Annotated in this window: 16 protein-coding genes; 8 read left to right on the top strand and 8 right to left on the bottom strand. The window is 71.4% G+C overall.

Annotation, left to right across the window (positions count from 1 at the left end):
* Window positions 1–301: 301 nt before the first annotated feature.
* Window positions 302–2,530 carry a streptophobe family protein gene (locus ACFCZF_RS39450; protein WP_376675766.1) on the bottom strand — a complete coding sequence of 743 codons (2,229 nt, stop codon included), beginning with the start codon at window positions 2,528–2,530 and terminating at the stop codon, window positions 302–304.
* Between the two features lie 240 nt (window positions 2,531–2,770).
* Between ACFCZF_RS39450 and ACFCZF_RS39445 the strand changes: the two genes are divergently transcribed.
* Entirely contained in the window at window positions 2,771–5,380 is a 2,610-nt protein-coding gene (locus tag ACFCZF_RS39445) for an FHA domain-containing protein (RefSeq protein ID WP_376675765.1), read from the top strand.
* A gap of 116 nt (window positions 5,381–5,496) precedes the next feature.
* On the opposite strand, the gene ACFCZF_RS39440 is transcribed toward ACFCZF_RS39445, so the two are convergent.
* The 3 genes from ACFCZF_RS39440 to ACFCZF_RS39430 form a co-directional block, all read right to left on the bottom strand.
* A complete protein-coding gene (locus ACFCZF_RS39440) occupies window positions 5,497–6,213 on the bottom strand; it encodes a transglycosylase SLT domain-containing protein (protein ID WP_376675764.1) in 717 nt (238 codons plus the stop codon).
* 353 nt (window positions 6,214–6,566) lie between these two features.
* The gene (locus tag ACFCZF_RS39435; protein ID WP_376675763.1) at window positions 6,567–7,610 is read right to left on the bottom strand and encodes an S-adenosylmethionine:tRNA ribosyltransferase-isomerase; all 1,044 of its coding nucleotides are present in this window, start codon (window positions 7,608–7,610) and stop codon (window positions 6,567–6,569) included.
* Window positions 7,607–8,305, bottom strand: coding sequence for an SDR family NAD(P)-dependent oxidoreductase (locus tag ACFCZF_RS39430; protein ID WP_375920307.1), 699 nt, complete (start codon window positions 8,303–8,305; stop codon window positions 7,607–7,609). Before ACFCZF_RS39430 ends, ACFCZF_RS39435 begins: the two co-directional genes overlap by 4 nt.
* Before the next feature lie 217 nt (window positions 8,306–8,522).
* Here ACFCZF_RS39430 and ACFCZF_RS39425 point away from each other — a divergent pair, with 217 nt between their 5' ends.
* The 3 genes from ACFCZF_RS39425 (at window position 8,523) to chpE (ending at window position 10,747) form a co-directional block, all read left to right on the top strand.
* Entirely contained in the window at window positions 8,523–9,701 is a 1,179-nt protein-coding gene (locus tag ACFCZF_RS39425) for a GAF domain-containing sensor histidine kinase (RefSeq protein ID WP_375920311.1), read from the top strand.
* On the top strand, window positions 9,694–10,335 hold the full coding sequence (locus tag ACFCZF_RS39420; protein ID WP_361737955.1) for a response regulator transcription factor: 642 nt from the start codon (window positions 9,694–9,696) through the stop codon (window positions 10,333–10,335). The genes ACFCZF_RS39425 and ACFCZF_RS39420 overlap by 8 nt, the downstream gene beginning before the upstream one ends.
* 166 nt (window positions 10,336–10,501) lie before the next feature.
* Window positions 10,502–10,747, top strand: coding sequence for a chaplin ChpE (chpE, locus tag ACFCZF_RS39415; protein ID WP_375920315.1), 246 nt, complete (start codon window positions 10,502–10,504; stop codon window positions 10,745–10,747).
* A 430-nt stretch (window positions 10,748–11,177) separates the two neighbouring features.
* On the opposite strand, the gene ACFCZF_RS39410 is transcribed toward chpE, so the two are convergent.
* Window positions 11,178–11,966: a hypothetical protein gene (locus ACFCZF_RS39410; RefSeq protein WP_376675762.1), complete on the bottom strand. Its 789-nt coding sequence runs from the start codon at window positions 11,964–11,966 to the stop codon at window positions 11,178–11,180.
* A 152-nt stretch (window positions 11,967–12,118) separates the two neighbouring features.
* Here ACFCZF_RS39410 and ACFCZF_RS39405 point away from each other — a divergent pair, with 152 nt between their 5' ends.
* The 3 genes from ACFCZF_RS39405 (at window position 12,119) to ACFCZF_RS39395 (ending at window position 14,552) form a co-directional block, all read left to right on the top strand.
* Window positions 12,119–12,916 (top strand): ABC transporter ATP-binding protein, encoded by a 798-nt coding sequence (locus ACFCZF_RS39405; RefSeq protein WP_376675761.1) that lies wholly within the window; start codon window positions 12,119–12,121, stop codon window positions 12,914–12,916.
* 54 nt (window positions 12,917–12,970) lie between these two features.
* Window positions 12,971–13,402, top strand: a complete 432-nt coding sequence (locus ACFCZF_RS39400; protein ID WP_375920325.1) for an NfeD family protein — start codon at window positions 12,971–12,973, stop codon at window positions 13,400–13,402.
* 193 nt (window positions 13,403–13,595) lie between these two features.
* On the top strand, window positions 13,596–14,552 hold the full coding sequence (locus ACFCZF_RS39395) for an SPFH domain-containing protein (protein ID WP_375920328.1): 957 nt from the start codon (window positions 13,596–13,598) through the stop codon (window positions 14,550–14,552).
* A gap of 68 nt (window positions 14,553–14,620) precedes the next feature.
* On the opposite strand, the gene ACFCZF_RS39390 is transcribed toward ACFCZF_RS39395, so the two are convergent.
* The 3 genes from ACFCZF_RS39390 to ACFCZF_RS39380 all read right to left on the bottom strand — a co-directional run bounded on the left by ACFCZF_RS39390 (window position 14,621) and on the right by ACFCZF_RS39380 (window position 16,702).
* Entirely contained in the window at window positions 14,621–15,127 is a 507-nt protein-coding gene (locus ACFCZF_RS39390; RefSeq protein WP_375925569.1) for an HNH endonuclease, read from the bottom strand.
* A 203-nt stretch (window positions 15,128–15,330) separates the two neighbouring features.
* Complete coding sequence (locus ACFCZF_RS39385; RefSeq protein WP_376675760.1) at window positions 15,331–15,870, bottom strand: YbhB/YbcL family Raf kinase inhibitor-like protein; 540 nt, start codon at window positions 15,868–15,870, stop codon at window positions 15,331–15,333.
* A 49-nt stretch (window positions 15,871–15,919) separates the two neighbouring features.
* The gene (locus ACFCZF_RS39380) at window positions 15,920–16,702 is read right to left on the bottom strand and encodes a sporulation protein (RefSeq protein WP_375925565.1); all 783 of its coding nucleotides are present in this window, start codon (window positions 16,700–16,702) and stop codon (window positions 15,920–15,922) included.
* Window positions 16,703–16,846: 144 nt separating this feature from the next.
* On the opposite strand from ACFCZF_RS39380, the gene ACFCZF_RS39375 reads away from it, so the two are divergent.
* Window positions 16,847–17,488, top strand: a complete 642-nt coding sequence (locus ACFCZF_RS39375) for a DNA-3-methyladenine glycosylase (RefSeq protein WP_376675759.1) — start codon at window positions 16,847–16,849, stop codon at window positions 17,486–17,488.
* Window positions 17,489–17,850: the final 362 nt, after the last annotated feature.

The following is a 17,850-nucleotide window of genomic DNA, read 5'->3' as shown; positions in this document are numbered from 1 at the left end:
CCTGCGGGCCGCGGGGGCCGCCGTACCGCTCAGGGCGGGGCCGCCACGGCCCGGTGGCCTCGGCGCCGGCCCGACTTCGGTGCGTGAACTTCGGGTCGTCCTGCGGGCCGCGGGGGCCGCCGTACCGCTCAGGGCGGGGCCGCCACGGCCCGGTGGCCTCGGCGCCGGCCCGACTTCGGTGCGTGAACTTCGGGCCGTCCTGCGGGCCGCGGAGGCCGCCGTACCGCTCAGGGCGGTGGCTGCCGCGTCCCGGAGACTCGGGGGTCGGCCATCGACTCGCCCCGGCCCGGGGCCGAGCGCTTCACCGGTCGTCCCTGGGATGCCGCGGCGGCGCCGGAGGCGGGGGAGGCGGGGGAGGGGGGCCTTCGCCCCACCGGGACCGTGGCCGGCTCCCGGGCCGCGGAGGCCGTCGCGGCGTTCCCGGCGGCGGCCCCAGCGGCCCGGCCACCGTAGGGGCGCCGTACACATCGTCGCCGCTGTGCCGCCCGTCGCCGTCGGGCTGCAAGTCGCCTCCGTGCCGCCCGTCGCCTCCGTGCCGCCCGTCACCGCCGTGCTGCTCGTGGCCGTCCTGCCGTCCGTCACCGCCGCGTCGTCCGTCACCGCCGCGTCGTCCGTCACCGCCGCGTCGTCCGTCACCGCCGTGCCGTCCGTCACCGCCGCGTCGTCCGTCACCCCCGTGCCGCCCGTCGCCCCCGTGCCGTCCGTCACCGCCGTGCCGTCCGTCACCGCCGTGCTGCTCGTGGCCGTCCTGCCGCCCGCCGCGGTCGGGCTGCTGCCCCGCGTTTTCGGGTCCCCGGCCCACGCCCCCGGGCCCCTGCCCAGCGCCGCCGTGCGGCTGGGCTCCGGGGGCGGGCCGTCCGCTCCCCGGTGTCTGCCCCGCAGCGGGCGGTGGCGGGGTACGCGGCCCCGCTGACCGCGCGTCCTCGGGCTCTCCCGCCCCCTCCCGCAGCCGCAGATACGGATTGGCCCCGCGGTAGGGCGGCCGCTGCGGCGAGCCCGGCGAGCCCGGCGAGCCCGGCGAGCCCGGCGAGCCCGGCCAGTACGGCCCCGACGGCGACCCCGACAGCGGCCCAGTCATGTCGCCCGCGATCCCGCCACCCCCGACCGCGGCCTCCGCCCCAGCCGTCCCGGCACTCCGTGCCAACGGCGTCGCTCGCGCCCCGGCCGCCCCGCTCGCCCGTGCCAGCAGCGCCCCGGCGGCTCCGGCCCCCGCGCCCCACACGGCACCCAGCAGCAGCGCCGTGCCGAGGTGTCCCCGCAGGTCGATGCCCGCCCCGAACGCGTCGACGCCGAGCACCGACAGGGAGGCGTTCACGGACACCTCCGTCAGCCAGGCCAGCAGCGGCAGCGCGAGCGCGGTCGCGACGCCCAGCCGCAGAGCGCACCGCCCGGCGAAGGCGAGGGAGCGCGTGTCGCCCCGCGTCACCGGTGTCCGTACCGCCGTCAGCACCCCGGCCAGCAGCATCATCAGCGCCGCCGCCACCCCCAGCAGCCACACCCGCCCGTCCAGCTCCGCCAGTCGCCCGAGCGTGACGGGCTCCTCGGCGCCGGCGCTCAGCAGCTCGTCCAGCGGAGCGGGGAGTACTCCGACCAGCTCGCCCGTGGCCCGCCCGTCCCACGGCACGAACAGGCCGATCGGAACACCGAGCCAGACCCCGTTCGGCGCGCCCAGCAGCGCGGCCCCGGCGATCCGCCGGGGGTGGTCGTCGCCGATCGCCGCGTAGGCCGCCGCCGCGAAACCGGCCGCCACCGCGGTGAGCGCCACGGTGACGACGGCCGACACCGCCGGCCGCACCACCCGGTGCACGGCCTCGAACCCGCGCGGCAGGGGAGTGCGACGCGAGGCCAGCAGCGCGATCAGCAGGACCCCGGCGGACCAGACCAGCCCGCCCAGCAGCGTCGGCGCGGTGTCGACGGTGAAGCCGACGGCCGCCTCGGCGTCGACGAGGTCACCGATCCGGTCGGGCAGCAGCCCGCCGATGTCGCCCACGTCACCGAGCCCCGGAATCTCGATGCCACCACCCCCACCCCCGCCGGGCAGGTCGTCCAGCCCGAGCGAGCCGCCGCCGATCGTGACGACGTCGTGCCCCGCCCAGGCCAGCCCGCCCGTCATCGCCACGAAAAGGGCGATCACCGCTCCCGCGCGCGCGAGGAGTTCGGCGGGCGCGACCACAACTCCGGCCGCCCGCAGGGACCGTAGGAAGAAGAACGACAGGAGCAGCGCACCGACCAGACCGACACCCAGTGGCGTGATCTCGACGGCCGTGTGTGCCTCGGCCCCTTTCAGCCCGAACGCGGACACATCACCGGCCGGTGTGACCGAACCGCCCGCTCCGAGCGCCACGACCGCCGCGGTCATCGGGCCGAGCGAGCCCGCCGCGTCCGCGTCGAGCAGATGGAGACCGAGTGCCGCCGTTCCCGCCATACCGATCAACGCCCAGCTCACGGCGGCGATCGCGGACAGCAGGACGTCTCCCCAAGGCACCTTGGTGTCGTACCCGTCGGTTCCGACCCTTGTGGACGCGCTCATGGCAGACCCCCCGATCCGCTGCGCGGCGGAGTTGCCGCGCATGTCCCCCTCGCGTGGAATACCACTCTCCGGGCAGGTTTCAACCCCGTCAACGGGAACGGCCGGAGGGTGCCTACGCAGTTTTCACAAGGCCCGACTTTCGGTCAGGGGGCCGAGCCTGAAATAGTTCCCCCCGATGTTCGACATCCCTAGACTCCCCGCGACGGGAGCAAATCGGGGGACAACTCAGTGGGGCATGGAGTGCCGGAACTCGTACTGGAATCCAATGGACAGACCTGGACGCTCGACCCGTCCCGGTCATATGCGCTCGGACGCGATCCGCAGGGGGAGCTTGTCTTCGACGACGCCAGGGTTTCCTGGCGGCATGCCACGATCAGTTTCAACGGCCGCAGTTGGGTCGTCGAGGATCACGGCAGTACCAACGGCACGTTCGTGCACGGGCAGCGGATCCAGCAGGTGGAGCTCGGCGCCGGTACGGTGCTGAACCTGGGCAACGCCACCGACGGACCGCGCGTGAACCTGACCGGCGCGCAGGCCGCCGTCGGCACGCCGCAGGCCCAGCCCCAGCAGCAGCCGTACGCCGCGCAGGGTGCGAACGCCGGCTGGGCCCAGCAGGCACCGGCGCAGGAGCCGCAGAAGCAGCAGGCCCCGCCGCACCAGGCCCAGCAGCACGGGCAGCAGCAGGCCGGCTGGCAGCAGCACGCGCCGCAGCACGCGCAGCCGCAGCACGCGCAGCCGCAGCACGCGCCGCAGCCGCAGCAGGCCGCGCCGCACTTCCCCCAGCAGCAGGGGCCCGGCGGCGCGGCGGGGGCGCCGCCGGTCTACGGCGACCGCAGCCCGACCACGTTCCACCAGTTCTCGCTCGGCCGCGTGATGCGCATCGGTCGTGCCCTGGAGAACGAGCTGGTCGTCTCCGACCTGCAGGTCTCGCGCAACCACGCGGAGTTCCACGCGACGCCCGACGGGCGCATGGAGATCCGCGACCTGGGCTCGCACAACGGCACGTACGTCAACGGTCTGCCGATCGCCAAGGGCGGCTCCCAGCTGCTCGGCCCGACCGACATCGTGGGCGTCGGCCACTCGACGTTCCGCATCGTCGGGGACCGCCTCGAGGAGTTCGTCGACACCGGTGAGGTGTCCTTCTCCGCCCGGCACCTGACCGTCACGGTCGACGGCGGCAAGCAGATCCTCAAGGACGTCTCCTTCGGCGTACCCGAGAAGTCGCTGATCGCGGTCATCGGCCCGTCCGGCTCCGGCAAGTCGACCCTGCTCAAGGCGCTCACCGGCTACCGGCCCGCCGACCAGGGCGAGGTCCTGTACGACAACAGGAACCTGTACAAGCAGTTCGCCGAGCTGCGTCAGCGCATCGGTCTGGTCCCGCAGGACGACATCCTGCACAAGGAGCTGACCGTCAAGAAGGCCCTCAAGTACGCGGCCAAGCTGCGCTTCCCGGCCGACACGACGGCCGCCGAGCGTGACGCCCGTATCGACGAGGTGCTGCGCGAGCTCAAGCTGGACATCCACAAGGACAAGAAGGTCACGTCCCTGTCCGGTGGCCAGCGCAAGCGTGTCTCCGTGGCCCTGGAACTGCTCACCAAGCCGTCGCTGATCTTCCTGGACGAGCCGACCTCCGGCCTCGACCCGGGCATGGACCGCGATGTCATGCAGCTGCTGCGCGGCCTCGCCGACGACGGCCGCACCGTCCTCGTCGTCACCCACTCGGTGGCCGAGCTGGCGATCTGCGACAAGCTGCTGGTGATGGCGCCGGGCGGCTCGGTGGCCTACTTCGGTCCGCCCGAGGAGGCGCTGAACTTCTTCGGCTACGACACCTGGGCCGACGTCTTCTCCGCCTTCGAGAACTACCGCGACTACGACTGGGCGGGCCGCTGGAAGGGCTCGCAGCATTACCAGATGTACGCCGCGGACATCGACGCCGTCGCGCCGCAGTCCGTACAGGTACCGGCGATGCAGGCGATGAAGCCGCCGAAGCCGCAGGGCTGGATGTCCCAGTTCGTCACGCTGGTGCGGCGCTACACCTCGGTGATCGTCTCGGACAAGGGCTTCCTCGCCCTGATGGTGATCCTGCCGGCCGTACTCGGCGCGGTGAGCCTGCTCATCGACGCCGACAAGGGCCTGCTGCCCAATCCGGCCAACCCGGAGACCGGCCGGATCATTCCCAACGGCACGGCCACCACGGTCCTGCTGATCCTCGCGGTCGGCGCCTGCTTCGCCGGTGCCGCGAACTCCGTCCGTGAGCTGATCAAGGAACGGGTCATCTACGAGCGGGAGCGCGCGACCGGCCTGTCGCGCTCCGCGTACCTGATGTCCAAGGTCTTCGTGCTCGGCATGATCACGGTGCTGCAGGGTCTGCTGGTCGGCGTCATCGGCTTCGCCACCCGGGAGATCCCGGAGGAGGGGCTGGTCCTCGGGGGGCTGACGCTCGTCGAGCTGTCCCTGCCGATCATGGCGCTGGGCTTCACCTCGATGATGTTCGGTCTGATCATCTCGTCGCTGGTGAAGACCGCCGAGAAGACCATGCCGCTGCTCGTCATGTTCGCGATCATCCAGGTCGTCTTCACCGGCTGCCTCTTCGCCCTGAACGGCGCGGTCGGCGTCAACCAGTTCTCGTACCTGATGCCGTCGCGCTGGGCGGTCGCCGCCGCCGGATCCACGCTGGACTTCAACAGGATCAGCCCGCCGGAGAAGGGCGCCGAGGCGGATCCGCTGTGGGAGCACACCGTCGGCGCCTGGGGTCTGAACATGGCCGCGCTGATCGTCCTCGGCGTGATCTGCGGCTTCTTCGTGGCACGCTTCCTGCGCCGCCACGAGCCCGAGGTCATGCGCAAATAACCGCAGGGGACCTCGGGTCCCGTAAACGCCCCGAAGGGCGGCACCCCGTCAGGAGGGTGCCGCCCTTCGGCGTTCGGATCGGCGTCGGCGACGTCGCGAAGAGGTCCGCGCCGACCTCAGTACGCGCTGTCGACGTTGTCCATGGTGCCGTACTTGTCCGCGGCGTAGTTGCACGCGGCGACGATGTTGGCGACCGGGTCGTAGATGTTCTTGGAGGTGCCGGGCACGTGGTAGGCCTCGAACGTCGGCGGGATCACCTGGAGCAGGCCCTTGGACGGGATGCCGTTGATGGCGTTGATGTCCCAGTCGTTGATGGCCTTCGGGTTGCCGGAGGACTCCCGCATGATGTTGCGGTGGATGCCCTCGTAGCTACCCGGGATGTCGTGCTTCTTCATGATGTCCCGGGCCTCGCGGATCCAGCCGTCGAGGTTGTCGGAGTAGCTCTTCGTCGAGGCCTTCTTGACCTCGGCGCGCTCGGCGGACCGGCTGACGGTCTCCTTGGCCTCGCGCTTCTCCGCGGCCTTCTCGGCAGCGGCCTTCTTCTTGGCGGCGGCCTTGGCGGTCGCCTCCTTCTTCGCCTCGATGGAGGCGACCTTCTGGCTGGCACCGGCGAGCTGACCGGTGACGCCGGCGTGCACGTCCTGGATCTGCTCGGTGCTGTACGCCACCTTGGCCTTCGGAGCGGCAGCCTCGCTCGTGGTCGTCTGGCCGCTGGCCGGCACCGCGGTGAGCGCGACGGCGGCGGCGCCGAGCGTGCCGACACCGGCTATCGCGAGCTTGTGGGTGCGGTTCAGGGGGCGACTATGACCACGGGTGAAGATGTTCTTGGGCATGGCGGGATAGACCTCTTCGAATAGCGCGGAGGTCGCTCTCGTCCGGTGGGGGACAGGGATGCTTCCGGCACAAACGCCGCGGGGCGACAACCCACGGCGCTGAGCGACGAGAGCAATTCTTAGCGGCCGCAAAATCCGGAGGCAAAGGTGTGACGTACGATCCGGGGTAGTGGATCAGGGAACGGCAAAGCGGGGCAGATTGGACCATCTGCCCCGCTCAAAACGGACGAGTCGTTCTCCTACTCCCCTTCGTACGTGACGTGCACCCTATGCGCGGGCTCACACCCGCCCCCGCTCTTCTCACCGTTGGTTGCTGAAGCAATGCAGTGCGTGAGGGTCTGCGCACCCTCCTCCTACGGCAGGAGGAGATGGACGTCTCCGAACTCGTGCCACAGGTAGCGACCGAGCACCGCCGCCTCGTACCCGCGGTCGATCGCCGCCCGCCCCGCCACCGCCTCCAGCATCAGCAGATGCGAGGCCTCGGGCTCGTGCAGCCCCGTCAGCAGCCCGTCGACCACCCGCACCCCGCGCTCCGGAGTCACGACCAGATCGGTCCACCCCGCCCGGGCCCGTACGACCCCGTCGGCACCGGCCGCCGACTCCACCGCCCGCACGGCCGTCGTCCCCACCGCCAGCACCCGCCCGTCACCGGCCCGGGCGGCGTTGATCAGCCGCGCCGACGCCTCCGGCACGGAGAACCGCTCCGGGTACGGCGGCTCGTGCGACTCCGCCGAAGCCACCCCCGTGTGCAGCGTCACCGGCGCGAACTGCACCCCCCGGCTCACCAGCTCCGCCACCAGCCGCGCCGTGAAGGGCCGTGCCGCGCTCGGCATCTCCGCGCTGCCCGCCCCGTCCGCGGACGCGAGCGCGAACACCGTCTGGTACGCGGACAACGGCTGATCCCGCTCCGTATAGGAGTAACGAATGGCCCGTCCGTGCTCCCGGAGCACCACGGGCACCTCCGCCCCCGACACCCGAGCCCACCACAACCGCTCCCCGCGCGCACTCAACGGCTCCTCCAGCACGAGCCGCGCACCGCCGGGGAGCCGCACCTCCGTCCCCTTCGGCCCGCCCGCACGCGCGCGCGTGGTGCCCCTACCGTCGGGATCCCGCAGCTCCACCGCCCACCGGCCGTCGTCCCCGCGCGTGGAGACGTGCACCACCACGGGCGCGTCCCCGACACGCCCGTCGACGGCTGCGGCCAGCGTCGCCGACGTGTTGACGACGAGCAGATCCCCGGCCCGCAGCAGCCCCGGCAGCTCCCGGAACCCGTGATGCGACACCTCGGTCCCACGCGACACCAGCAGCCGTACGCCGTCCCGGTCCAGGCCGGGCCCCCGCTGCTCGGCGGGTACCCGCGCCGACAGTTCCTCCGGAACGCGCAACGCCAGCGTCATCGCGGTCCCTCCAGCAGCGCCGGAGCACCGTAGCGACCGCCGGCCGGCCGCTCGTCCAGCAGCCTGAGCAGCGCCGGGACGACAGCCACCGGATCGGGCCGCGGATCGTCGTCGTCCGGTACGGCCGCCGCGTACAGGTCGGTGGCCATGTCCCCGGGATCGACCGCCCAGACCCGCAGCCCCGGCTCCTCGGCGCCCAGCACCGCCGCCAACTGGTCCAGGGCCGCTTTGGAGGCCCCGTAGCCGCCCCACGTCTCGTACGCCTCCGCCGCGGCGTCCGAGCTGACCGTCAGCACCGCGCCCGCCGGGGCCGCACGCAGCAACGGCAGCGCCTCCTGGACCAGGCCCAGCGCGGCCACGACGTTCACCTCCAGGGCCCGCCGCAGCCCGTCCAGCGACAGCTCCTCCAGGCGCACCAGCGGCTCCGCGCCCAGCGCGCTCGCGTTGCTGACCAGCAGATCCACCCCGCCCAGCCGCCAGGCCGCCGCGACCAGCCCGGCCCGGTGCCCGGCGTCGGTGACGTCCCCGGGCAGCGCCGTCACGCGCGTTCCGTACGCCTCCAGCGCCGCCGCGGTCTCCTTGAGCACCTCCGGTGTCCTGGCGTCCAGCACCAGGTCCCAGCCCCGCGCCGCCAGAGCCTCGGCGAGCGCCCGGCCCAGTCCCTTCGAAGCTCCCGTGATGATCGCAACCGGCATGACACACGTCCCCTCGTCGTCCACGCCTCCTGAGCGGTCGGCGTGATCCTCAACGTAGGAACCGGTCCGCACCGGCCGCCTCGGGCACGGGCCGCAACCGTGCGGGGCCCTTCGCCCTAGGACCGGCGGGCGGGACCTCGGGCCTAGGTCCACCGGCCTAGGCGACGGCGTCCACAGGCCCGATCCCGGTGTCGCACCCCGCCGGTACCGTGAGGACATGAGCCACGTCCCCCGGTCCGGCCTCGCCGCGGTCAGTTCCGCGCTGCTGGCCATGAGCAGGCACCTCGAGGTGCGCGACGTCCTCAAGACGATCGTCGCCTCGGCCCGCGAGCTGCTCGACGCGCAGTACGCCGCCCTCGGCGTCCCCGACGACCACGGCGGCTTCGCCCAGTTCGTCGTCGACGGCGTCAGCGAGGAGCAGTGGAAGGCCATCGGCCCCCTGCCGCGCCAGCACGGCATCCTCGCCGCGATGCTGCACGAGGCCACGCCCCAGCGCCTCGGCGACGTCCGCGAGGACCCCCGCTTCGAGGGCTGGCCGTCCGCCCACCCCGACCTGGTCGACTTCCTGGGCCTGCCGATCCGCGACGGCGACGAGGTCATCGGCGCGTTGTTCCTGGCCAACAAGCTGCGCCCGGTGGGGGGAGACCCCCCGCACCCCCCGTGTCCGAAGCCGACCGGCGGCTGCGGCTTCACCGCGGACGACGAGGAACTGCTGGGCATCCTCGCCCAGCACGCCGCGATCGCCCTCACCAACGCCCGCCTGTACGAACGCAGCCGCGAGCTGACCATCGCCGAGGAGCGCTCCCGCCTCGCCCACGAACTGCACGACGCGGTCAGCCAGAAACTGTTCTCGCTGCGCCTGACCGCCCAGGCCGCCGCCACCCTGGTCGACCGCGACCCCGTGCGCGCCAAGGGCGAGCTGCAGCAGGTCGCCGTGCTCGCCGCCGAGGCCGCCGACGAACTGCGTGCCGCCGTCGTCGAGCTGCGCCCCGCCGCCCTGGACGAGGACGGCCTCGTCGCCACCCTCCGCACCCAGATCCAGGTCCTCGACCGCGCCCACACCGCGCGCGTGACCTTCACCGGCCACGGGGTCAAGGCCCTGCCCGCCGCCCAGGAGGAGGCGCTGCTGCGCGTCGCCCAGGAGGCGCTGCACAACGCCCTGCGCCACTCCGCGGCGGAACACGTCGACGTGACGCTGCACCGGCGCGGCCCCGGAGCCGTGCTGCGGGTCACCGACGACGGCAGCGGCTTCGACACGCGTACGGTGCGCCGCGCGGGACGCCACCTGGGCTTGGTCTCGATGCGGGACCGGGCGAGCGGCGCCGGCGGCAGGCTGACCGTGCAATCGGCGCCCGGCAAGGGCACCACGATCGAGATGGAGGTCCCCGGTGGCTGACGCAATCAAGGTGCTGCTCGTCGACGATCACCAAGTGGTCCGCCGGGGCCTGCGCACCTTCTTGGAGGTGCAGGACGACATCGAGGTGGTGGGCGAGGCCGCGGACGGCGCCGAGGGCGTCGACCGGGCCGAGGAGCTGAAACCCGACGTGATCCTCATGGACGTCAAGATGCCGGGCATGGACGGCGTCGACGCGCTGCGCAGACTCCGCGAGCTGGACAACCGCGCGCGCGTGCTGGTCGTCACCAGCTTCACCGAGCAGCGCACCGTCGTCCCGGCCCTGCGGGCGGGCGCGGCCGGCTACGTCTACAAGGACGTCGATCCCGACGCGCTGGCGGGCGCCATCCGCTCCGTCCACGCCGGCCACATCCTGCTCCAGCCCGAGGTCGCGGGCGCCCTCCTCTCCCAGGAGGAGAGCAACTCGGGCCAGGGCAGAGCGGGTGCCCTCACGGAGCGGGAGCGCGAGGTGCTGGGCCTGATCGCGGACGGCCGCTCCAACCGGGAGATCGCGCGCGCCCTCGTCCTCTCCGAGAAGACCGTGAAGACCCACGTGTCGAACATCCTGATGAAACTCGATCTAGCGGACCGCACCCAGGCCGCGCTGTGGGCCGTACGCCATGGAGTGACCGGCTGACCACCGGCTGACCCCGTACGCGGCGACACCCCGGAGGGTTCCCCTCCAGTCCGAGATTCATACCGTCGTGGGAATGTCCCCCATATGGCGCATCCTCTCCGCCGCCCGGCCGTTCTCCAGTGCGTGCTGCGGCGACTGCCGCGGCAATCGCAAGGAGGGCTTGTAAGTGAAGAACCTGAAGAAGGCAGCGGCCGTGACGATGATGGCCGGCGGGCTGATCGCCGCCGGCGCGGGCATGGCCTCCGCCACCGACGGCTCGGTCGCCCACGGCGAGGCCATCGGCTCCCCGGGCGTCGCCTCCGGCAACGTCGTCCAGGCGCCGATCCACATCCCGGTGAACGCCGTCGGCAACAGCGTCAACGTCATCGGCGTCCTGAACCCGGCCTTCGGCAACCTCGGCGTCAACCACTGACCCAGGCCACCAAGCCACCACGGCCTCCCGGGCCCCCACCCGGGAGGCCGATCGCATGCCCGGCTTCCCCTCCAGCACCGGCACCCGCCCCCAGCTGAGGGCACCCGGACCGGCCCCCCAGCTGCGGACAGTCGCCCGCTCCTCCTCCCAGCTGCGGGCAGCCGCCCGCTACCCCCCAGCTGCGGTCAGCCGCCCGCTACCCGCCCAGCTGCGGGCAGTCGTGCCGCTGGGGCGGCACGGGTGGGCGCAGCGGCACCCCGCCAGCGCCGGGCCGCGCGACCCACCCCCGCCCCACCACGACGCCGGTCACCCTGACCGAGAGACGTCACCGCCCCCGACCGACGTCATCACCGCACACCGAGGGCACGCCCACGCACACCCAGGCACGCCCCCGCACACCGAAGGCGCGCCCCCGCACAACCAAGGGACGTCACCGCACCCCCCACCCCCCCTCCTCCACAACGGAGTTGTACGCCGCGACCTGCGCCCGCCGAGCCGTCCGCTCCACCGGCCGCAACGCCTCCCCCCGCGCCGCCATCTCGGACGCGCTCGCCGCGCCCCCGTGCCCGTTCTCACCCGCCAGCGACACCAACGCCCCCACCCGCTGCGCCAACTCCAGCACCCGCACCGCCCGCGGCGGATACCCCGGCGCCAGCACCTCCCGCCCCCGCTCGGCCCGCGCCCGGTACGCCGCGACCGCCGCCTCCGCCACCGGCCCCGACCCGGCCACATCCAGCCGCGTCAGCACCTCCGTCGCGTCGCGCAGCGCCTCCGCCAACTCCCGCTCGGCCTCCCCGAGCGAGGGCACATCGGCGGGCGGTGCCTCCCGCACGGGCAGGCAGTGCCAGACGACCTCGACATGCACATCACCCTCGGGCCCGGCCTCGTACACCTCCGGCACCAGCCCGAGCGCCGCACCGTGACAAATCACCGCTTCCTCGGCCTCCAGCGCCCGCGCGTTGAACTCCGGCGGTCCGCTCAGCCCCAGCGGATGCCCCGGCGCGGGCAGCGCGACCCGCAACCCGGTCGCGCCGAGCGCCCGCAGCCGCCCGAGCGCCAACGTGAGACCGACGGGCCCCGCCTCACCCGGCACCGCCTCAACCCGATGCACCGCGTCGTCGCCGACGATCGCGACCGCGGCGTCGTCCGGCGAGACCATTCCGGCAATAAGGGCATTTCCCCAGGCGGCAAGGCGCCCTGCGCGTGGTTCCGAGAGCATGCCCCCACCCTAAGGACCGGACCGATGGAACGGTGAAGCCGACCGGTGGCGTAGATTTCCTGGAGGGCCTGCGCCCACCGGCGCGGCGGCCCGAGCCAGAGGCGTACGCGACAGCCGAGACCGGCCACAATGCAAGGGGAGACAACGCGCTCATGAGCGATGTTCTGGAGCTTCAGGACGTATCCGTGGTCCGCGAGGGCCGGGCTCTGGTGGACCAGGTCTCCTGGTCGGTGAAGGAGGGTGAGCGCTGGGTCATCCTGGGCCCCAACGGCGCCGGCAAGACCACCCTCCTCAATGTCGCGTCCAGCTACCTCTACCCCAGCAACGGCACCGCCACCATCCTCGGCGAGACCCTCGGCAAGCCCGGCACGGACGTCTTCGAACTGCGCCCGCGCATCGGCATGGCCGGCATCGCCATGGCCGACAAGCTGCCCAAGCGCCAGACCGTCCTGCAGACCGTGCTGACCGCCGCCTACGGCATGACCGCCGGCTGGCAGGAGGAGTACGAGGACATCGACGAGCAGCGCGCCCGTGCCTTCCTCGACCGCCTCGGCATGACCGAGTACCTCGACCGCAGGTTCGGCACCCTCTCCGAGGGCGAGCGCAAGCGCACGCTGATCGCCCGCGCCCTGATGACCGACCCCGAGCTGCTGCTCCTGGACGAGCCCGCCGCCGGCCTCGACCTGGGCGGCCGCGAGGACCTCGTCCGCCGCCTCGGCCGCCTCGCCCGTGACCCGATCGCCCCCTCGATGATCATGGTCACCCACCACGTCGAGGAAATCGCCCCGGGCTTCACCCACGTCCTGATGATCCGTCAGGGCAAGATCATGGCCGCGGGCCCGCTGGAGCTCGAACTGACCTCCCGCAACCTCTCCCTCTGCTTCGGACTCCCGCTCGTCGTCGAGCAGGTCGGCGACCGCTGGACCGCGCAGGGGCTCCCCCTGTCCTGACCCGCCCCCCGTGCGCCCTGTCCCTGGCACGTCACCCGGACCTACCATGACCATGTGAACGACATCGACGCATGGGTGTGGTGGCTCGTCGCCGCGGCAGCGCTCGGAATCCCGCTCGTCGTGACCGCGATGCCGGAGTTCGGGATGCTCGCCGTCGGGGCGGTCGCCGCTGCCGTCGCATCCGGATTCGGCGCGGACGTCGTCGTCCAGGTACTCGTCTTCGTCATCGTCTCGGTCGCCCTCATCGCCGTCGTACGGCCCATCGCCGCCCGGCACCGCTCCCAACGGCCCCAACTGGCCACGGGCGTGGACGCCCTGAAGGGCAGACAGGCCGTCGTACTGGAGCGGGTCGACGCCTCCGGCGGCCGGATCAAGCTCGCCGGAGAGGTCTGGTCGGCACGCGCACTCGACACCGGACGTACCTACGAGACGGGCGAGGAAGTGGACGTCGTGGACATCGAGGGGGCCACGGCGATCATCATGTGACCTCCCCGGACACAAGTGGACCGAACACCCTCCGAGGTACGCGACGGTCTGACAGACTCGACCAGCAAGATCCGCAACAGCCGTAAGATCAGCAGCAGTCAGGGTCAGTAGTCAGGGTCAAAGGCTCAGTAGTCAGGGTCAATAGGATCTGCCAGAGCGCGCGCCGCGGCGGAGAAGGGGACGGACAACCACGATGGAACCGGTCATCATCGTCTTGATCATCCTGGTGGTGTTGGTCTTCATCGCCCTGATCAAGACCATCCAGGTCATCCCACAGGCCAGCGCCGCCATCGTCGAGCGCTTCGGCCGCTACACGCGGACACTGAACGCGGGCCTCAACATCGTCGTCCCGTTCATCGACACCATCCGCAACCGCATCGACCTGCGCGAACAGGTCGTCCCCTTCCCGCCGCAGCCGGTCATCACCCAGGACAACCTGGTCGTCAACATCGACACCGTCATCTACTACCAGGTGACCGACGCCCGCGCCGCGACGTACGAGGTCGCCAGCTACATCCAGGCCATCGAGCAGCTGACCGTCACCACGCTCCGCAACATCATCGGCGGCATGGACCTGGAGCGGACCCTCACCTCCCGCGAGGAGATCAACGCGGCCCTGCGCGGCGTCCTCGACGAGGCCACCGGCAAGTGGGGCATCCGCGTCAACCGCGTGGAACTCAAGGCCATCGAACCGCCCACCTCCATCCAGGACTCGATGGAGAAGCAGATGCGCGCCGACCGCGACAAGCGCGCCGCGATCCTCCAGGCCGAGGGTGTCCGGCAGTCCGAGATCCTGCGCGCCGAGGGCGAGAAGCAGTCCCAGATCCTGCGCGCCGAAGGTGAGGCCAAGGCCGCCGCCCTGCGCGCCGAGGGCGAGGCCCAGGCCGTCCGCACGGTCTTCGAGGCCATCCACGCCGGCGACCCGGACCAGAAGCTGCTCTCCTACCAGTACCTCCAGATGCTCCCGAAGATCGCCGAGGGCGACGCCAACAAGCTCTGGATCGTCCCCAGCGAGATCGGCGACGCCCTCAAGGGCCTGTCCGGCGCCATGGGCAACTTCGGCGGTATGGGCGGCGGTTCGGGCAACGGCGGTGGCGGCGGCGCGAGCGTCCCGGCCCAGGAGCGGCGCGAGAAGCCGTCCATCGACTGACGGCAGTACCCACTACGCCGATGGGGGCGTACCTCTCACCGGAGGTACGCCCCCATCGGCGTAGTGGGCTACGCGGCCGGCTGGGCGAGCCACTCCGGCAGCGCGTCGAAGTCGTCCTGACCCAGGGCGAGAAGCATCGCGTCGGCAGGCGTCGGCTCGAACGGCTGCCGCAGCAGCGGCATACCCGCCTGCTCGGGCGTCCGGTTCGCCTTCCGGTGATTGTCCTCCGCACACGAGGCCACCGTGTTCAGCCAGGTGTCCTGCCCGCCGTGCGACCGCGGCACCACGTGGTCGACGGTCGTCCCCCGCCGCCCGCAGTACGCGCACCGGTGCCGGTCCCGGACCAGCACGCCCCGCCTCGACCACGGAGCGCGTCTTCGGAAGGGCACCCGTACGTATTGGCACAGCCTGATCACCCGGGGCGCCGGTATGTCGAGCGCGGCTCCGCGCATACGCAGTTCGGGGTGGGCCTGCTCGACGACGGCCTTGTCCTGGAGCACCAGAACGACGGCTCGATTAAGCGTCACCGTCGACAACGGCTCGAAGCTCGCGTTCAGTACCAGCGTGTCCCGCATACCAGCCCACCTCCCGTGCGCACCGGCCCACCCCGTGGCGGGCTGGGATCAACTCTGGCCGGGCACGCCGAGATGGACAACGCAATATCTGCTGCTCCTGCGAGGGGAAAGCTCCCCCACGCCACCCCCCGGCAACAAAAATGCCCGCCCCTGATCCATTCCAAGACCAGAGGCGGGCAAACGTTCCATGAACGCTCGGAACACTAGCTCTCGGCGGGCACCTCGTATTCACCGACGAGCTGGGCACGCGCGATCGTGTGGAACCGCAGATTGAAGCCGACGAACGCCGGGGTGCCTTCCGCGTCCGGCCCCAGCTTCTCCTGGTCCACGGCGTACACCGTGAACACATACCGGTGCGGTCCGTCCCCGGCCGGCGGCGCGGCACCGCCGAAGTCCTGGCTGCCGAAGTCGTTGCGCGCCTGTACGGCCCCCTCCGGCAGCCCTTCGAACTTGCCGCTGCCCGCGCCCACCGGCAGCTCGGTCACCGAGGCCGGGATGTCGAACACCACCCAGTGCCAGAACCCGCTGCCCGTCGGGGCGTCCGGGTCGTAGCACGTCACGGCGAAGCTCTTGGTCTCGGCGGGGAAACCCTCCCACCGCAGATGCGGCGAGGTGTTGCCGGCCGCGTGAACCTGAGCGTCCTTGAGCGTCGCCCCCTCCTGGACGTCCTCGCTCGTGACCGTGAACGCCGGCACGGGCGGGTGGAAGTCATGGGGGAGCGGCCGCCGCTTGAGCTCGGTCACCTCGGTACCTCCTGATCGTTCGGTGCAGTGGTGTCCGAGCCTAGAACCCCTAGAACCAGTTCCGCTTGCTGCCGACCTCGGACAGCCACTGGTTGAGGTACGCCGTCCAGTCGGTCCCCTGGTAGTCGTTCAGCCCCACCTTGAAGGAACGGAACGTGTCGCTGCCCTCGCTGAACAGCCCGGGCTTCTTGTCCATCTCCAGCACGACGTCCATCGCCTGAGCGTCGGCGACGAAGCTCAGCTCGACCTGGTTCAGCCCCCGGTACTGCTGCGGCGGAAGGAACTCGATCTCCTGGTAGAACGGCAGCTTCTGCCGCGTACCGCGGATGTTGCCCCGCTCCATGTCCGCGCTCTTGAAGCGGAAGCCCAGCCCGATGAACGCGTCCAGGATCGCCTTCTGCGCCGGCAGCGGGTGCACGTTGATCGGGTCCAGGTCACCGGAGTCCACGGCGCGCGCGATCTCCAGCTCCGTGGTCACGCCGATGTTCATCCCGCGCAGCGTCTGCCCGTCGATTGTCGTGATCGGCGTCTCCCACGGAATCTCGAGCCCGAACTGCACGGCGTGCACGGCGTTCGCCTTCAGCTCGAAGGCACCGCCGAGCCGGCTCTTCGTGAACTCGATGTCCTGCTTGTACTCCTGGTCGCCGTTCTCCACCTCGACCTTGGCCTGCAGTCCGACCGACAGCGCCTCGATCTGCTGGTCGACGGACCCGCCCTGGATCCGTACCTCGCCCTGGACGACACCGCCCGGAACGACGTTGACCTCGCTCAGCACGGTCTCGACCGAAGCCCCGCCGGCCCCCAGGCTCGCGAGCAGCCTCTTGAACGCCATGTCTCTCCCTCTCCAGGCATCGTGTAACCCTTGATCCCTACAAACGCGATTCGGCCGTGGCCGGTTCCGCGTCCCACACCCTGGCAAGACGGACGCCCCCTGGCCACCCCGCGCACGGACCCGGCTGCGTTACGCTCGGACGGCATGATCGCGAGCCCCGACCGTACGCCTCTGCCCAGAGATTTCTTCGACCGCCCCATCCTCGAGGTGGCCCCGGACCTCCTGGGCCGCATCCTGGTGCGCGACACCCCGGACGGTCCGATCGCCCTCCGCCTGACAGAGGTCGAGGCCTACGACGGTCAGAACGACCCCGGCTCCCACGCCTACCGCGGTCGCACACCCCGCAACGACGTGATGTTCGGTCCCCCCGGACACGTGTACGTCTACTTCACCTATGGCATGTGGTTCTGCATGAACCTGGTGTGCGGTCCCGAGGGCAGGGCGAGCGCCGTGCTGCTCCGCGCCGGCGAGATCATCGAGGGCGCGGAGCTGGCGCGCACCCGTCGACTCTCCGCCCGCAATGACAAGGAACTGGCCAAAGGCCCGGCCCGTCTCGCCACCGCCCTGGGCGTGGACCGAGCCCTGAACGGCACGGACGCGTGCACCGCCGAAGCCACCCCCTTGCGCATCCTGACCGGCGTACCTGTGCCCCGCGACCAGGTACGCAACGGCCCACGCACCGGCGTCGCCGGCGAGGGCGGCGTCCACCCCTGGCGCTACTGGGTCTCCGACGACCCGACGGTCAGCCCTTATCGGGCCCATGTGCCCCGGCGCCGCCGAAGTTGACTCTCCCTTGGCAGGCGCGTAACGTAGCCCGAGCCGCTTGACCCGGGTACGGCAATCGCCTGCAGCCGGAAGCGGCCAACCCACTACCTACGATTTCCCCTCAGCGGGGGCGAATTCGGCGTGTCCGCATGCCTGAATTCAAACTCGCGAGACTCGATTATGAGTCCACGGAGAAATCGGCTAACGTAGTGAATGTCGAAAGGCCGACGGGCGAAAGTCAGAAGGCCACGACACAAATCCCGCCGACAGGGAATCAGGGCCCGAAAGGATCTGATAGAGTCGGAAACGCAAGACCGAAGGGAAGCGCCCGGAGGAAAGCCCGAGAGTATCGGGTGAGTACAAAGGAAGCGTCCGTTCCTTGA

Origin of the sequence: Streptomyces sp. NPDC056296, assembly GCF_042268605.1 — a bacterium.
Taxonomy (GTDB): Bacteria; Actinomycetota; Actinomycetes; order Streptomycetales; family Streptomycetaceae; genus Streptomyces.
The sequence above is the reverse complement of the archived record's forward strand: the minus strand, read 5'-3'. Positions and strand labels throughout refer to the sequence as shown.

Coding starts and splice junctions, on each gene's coding strand:
- ACFCZF_RS39430 (WP_375920307.1), bottom strand. CDS start 8,305: ATGCCGGTTGCGATCATCACGGGAGCTTCGAAGGGACTGGGCCGGGCG.
- ACFCZF_RS39375 (WP_376675759.1), top strand. CDS start 16,847: ATGATCGCGAGCCCCGACCGTACGCCTCTGCCCAGAGATTTCTTCGAC.
- ACFCZF_RS39395 (WP_375920328.1), top strand. CDS start 13,596: ATGGAACCGGTCATCATCGTCTTGATCATCCTGGTGGTGTTGGTCTTC.
- ACFCZF_RS39435 (WP_376675763.1), bottom strand. CDS start 7,610: ATGACGCTGGCGTTGCGCGTTCCGGAGGAACTGTCGGCGCGGGTACCC.
- ACFCZF_RS39380 (WP_375925565.1), bottom strand. CDS start 16,702: ATGGCGTTCAAGAGGCTGCTCGCGAGCCTGGGGGCCGGCGGGGCTTCG.
- ACFCZF_RS39450 (WP_376675766.1), bottom strand. CDS start 2,530: ATGAGCGCGTCCACAAGGGTCGGAACCGACGGGTACGACACCAAGGTG.
- ACFCZF_RS39410 (WP_376675762.1), bottom strand. CDS start 11,966: ATGCTCTCGGAACCACGCGCAGGGCGCCTTGCCGCCTGGGGAAATGCC.
- ACFCZF_RS39405 (WP_376675761.1), top strand. CDS start 12,119: ATGAGCGATGTTCTGGAGCTTCAGGACGTATCCGTGGTCCGCGAGGGC.
- ACFCZF_RS39425 (WP_375920311.1), top strand. CDS start 8,523: ATGAGCCACGTCCCCCGGTCCGGCCTCGCCGCGGTCAGTTCCGCGCTG.
- ACFCZF_RS39440 (WP_376675764.1), bottom strand. CDS start 6,213: ATGCCCAAGAACATCTTCACCCGTGGTCATAGTCGCCCCCTGAACCGC.
- ACFCZF_RS39390 (WP_375925569.1), bottom strand. CDS start 15,127: ATGCGGGACACGCTGGTACTGAACGCGAGCTTCGAGCCGTTGTCGACG.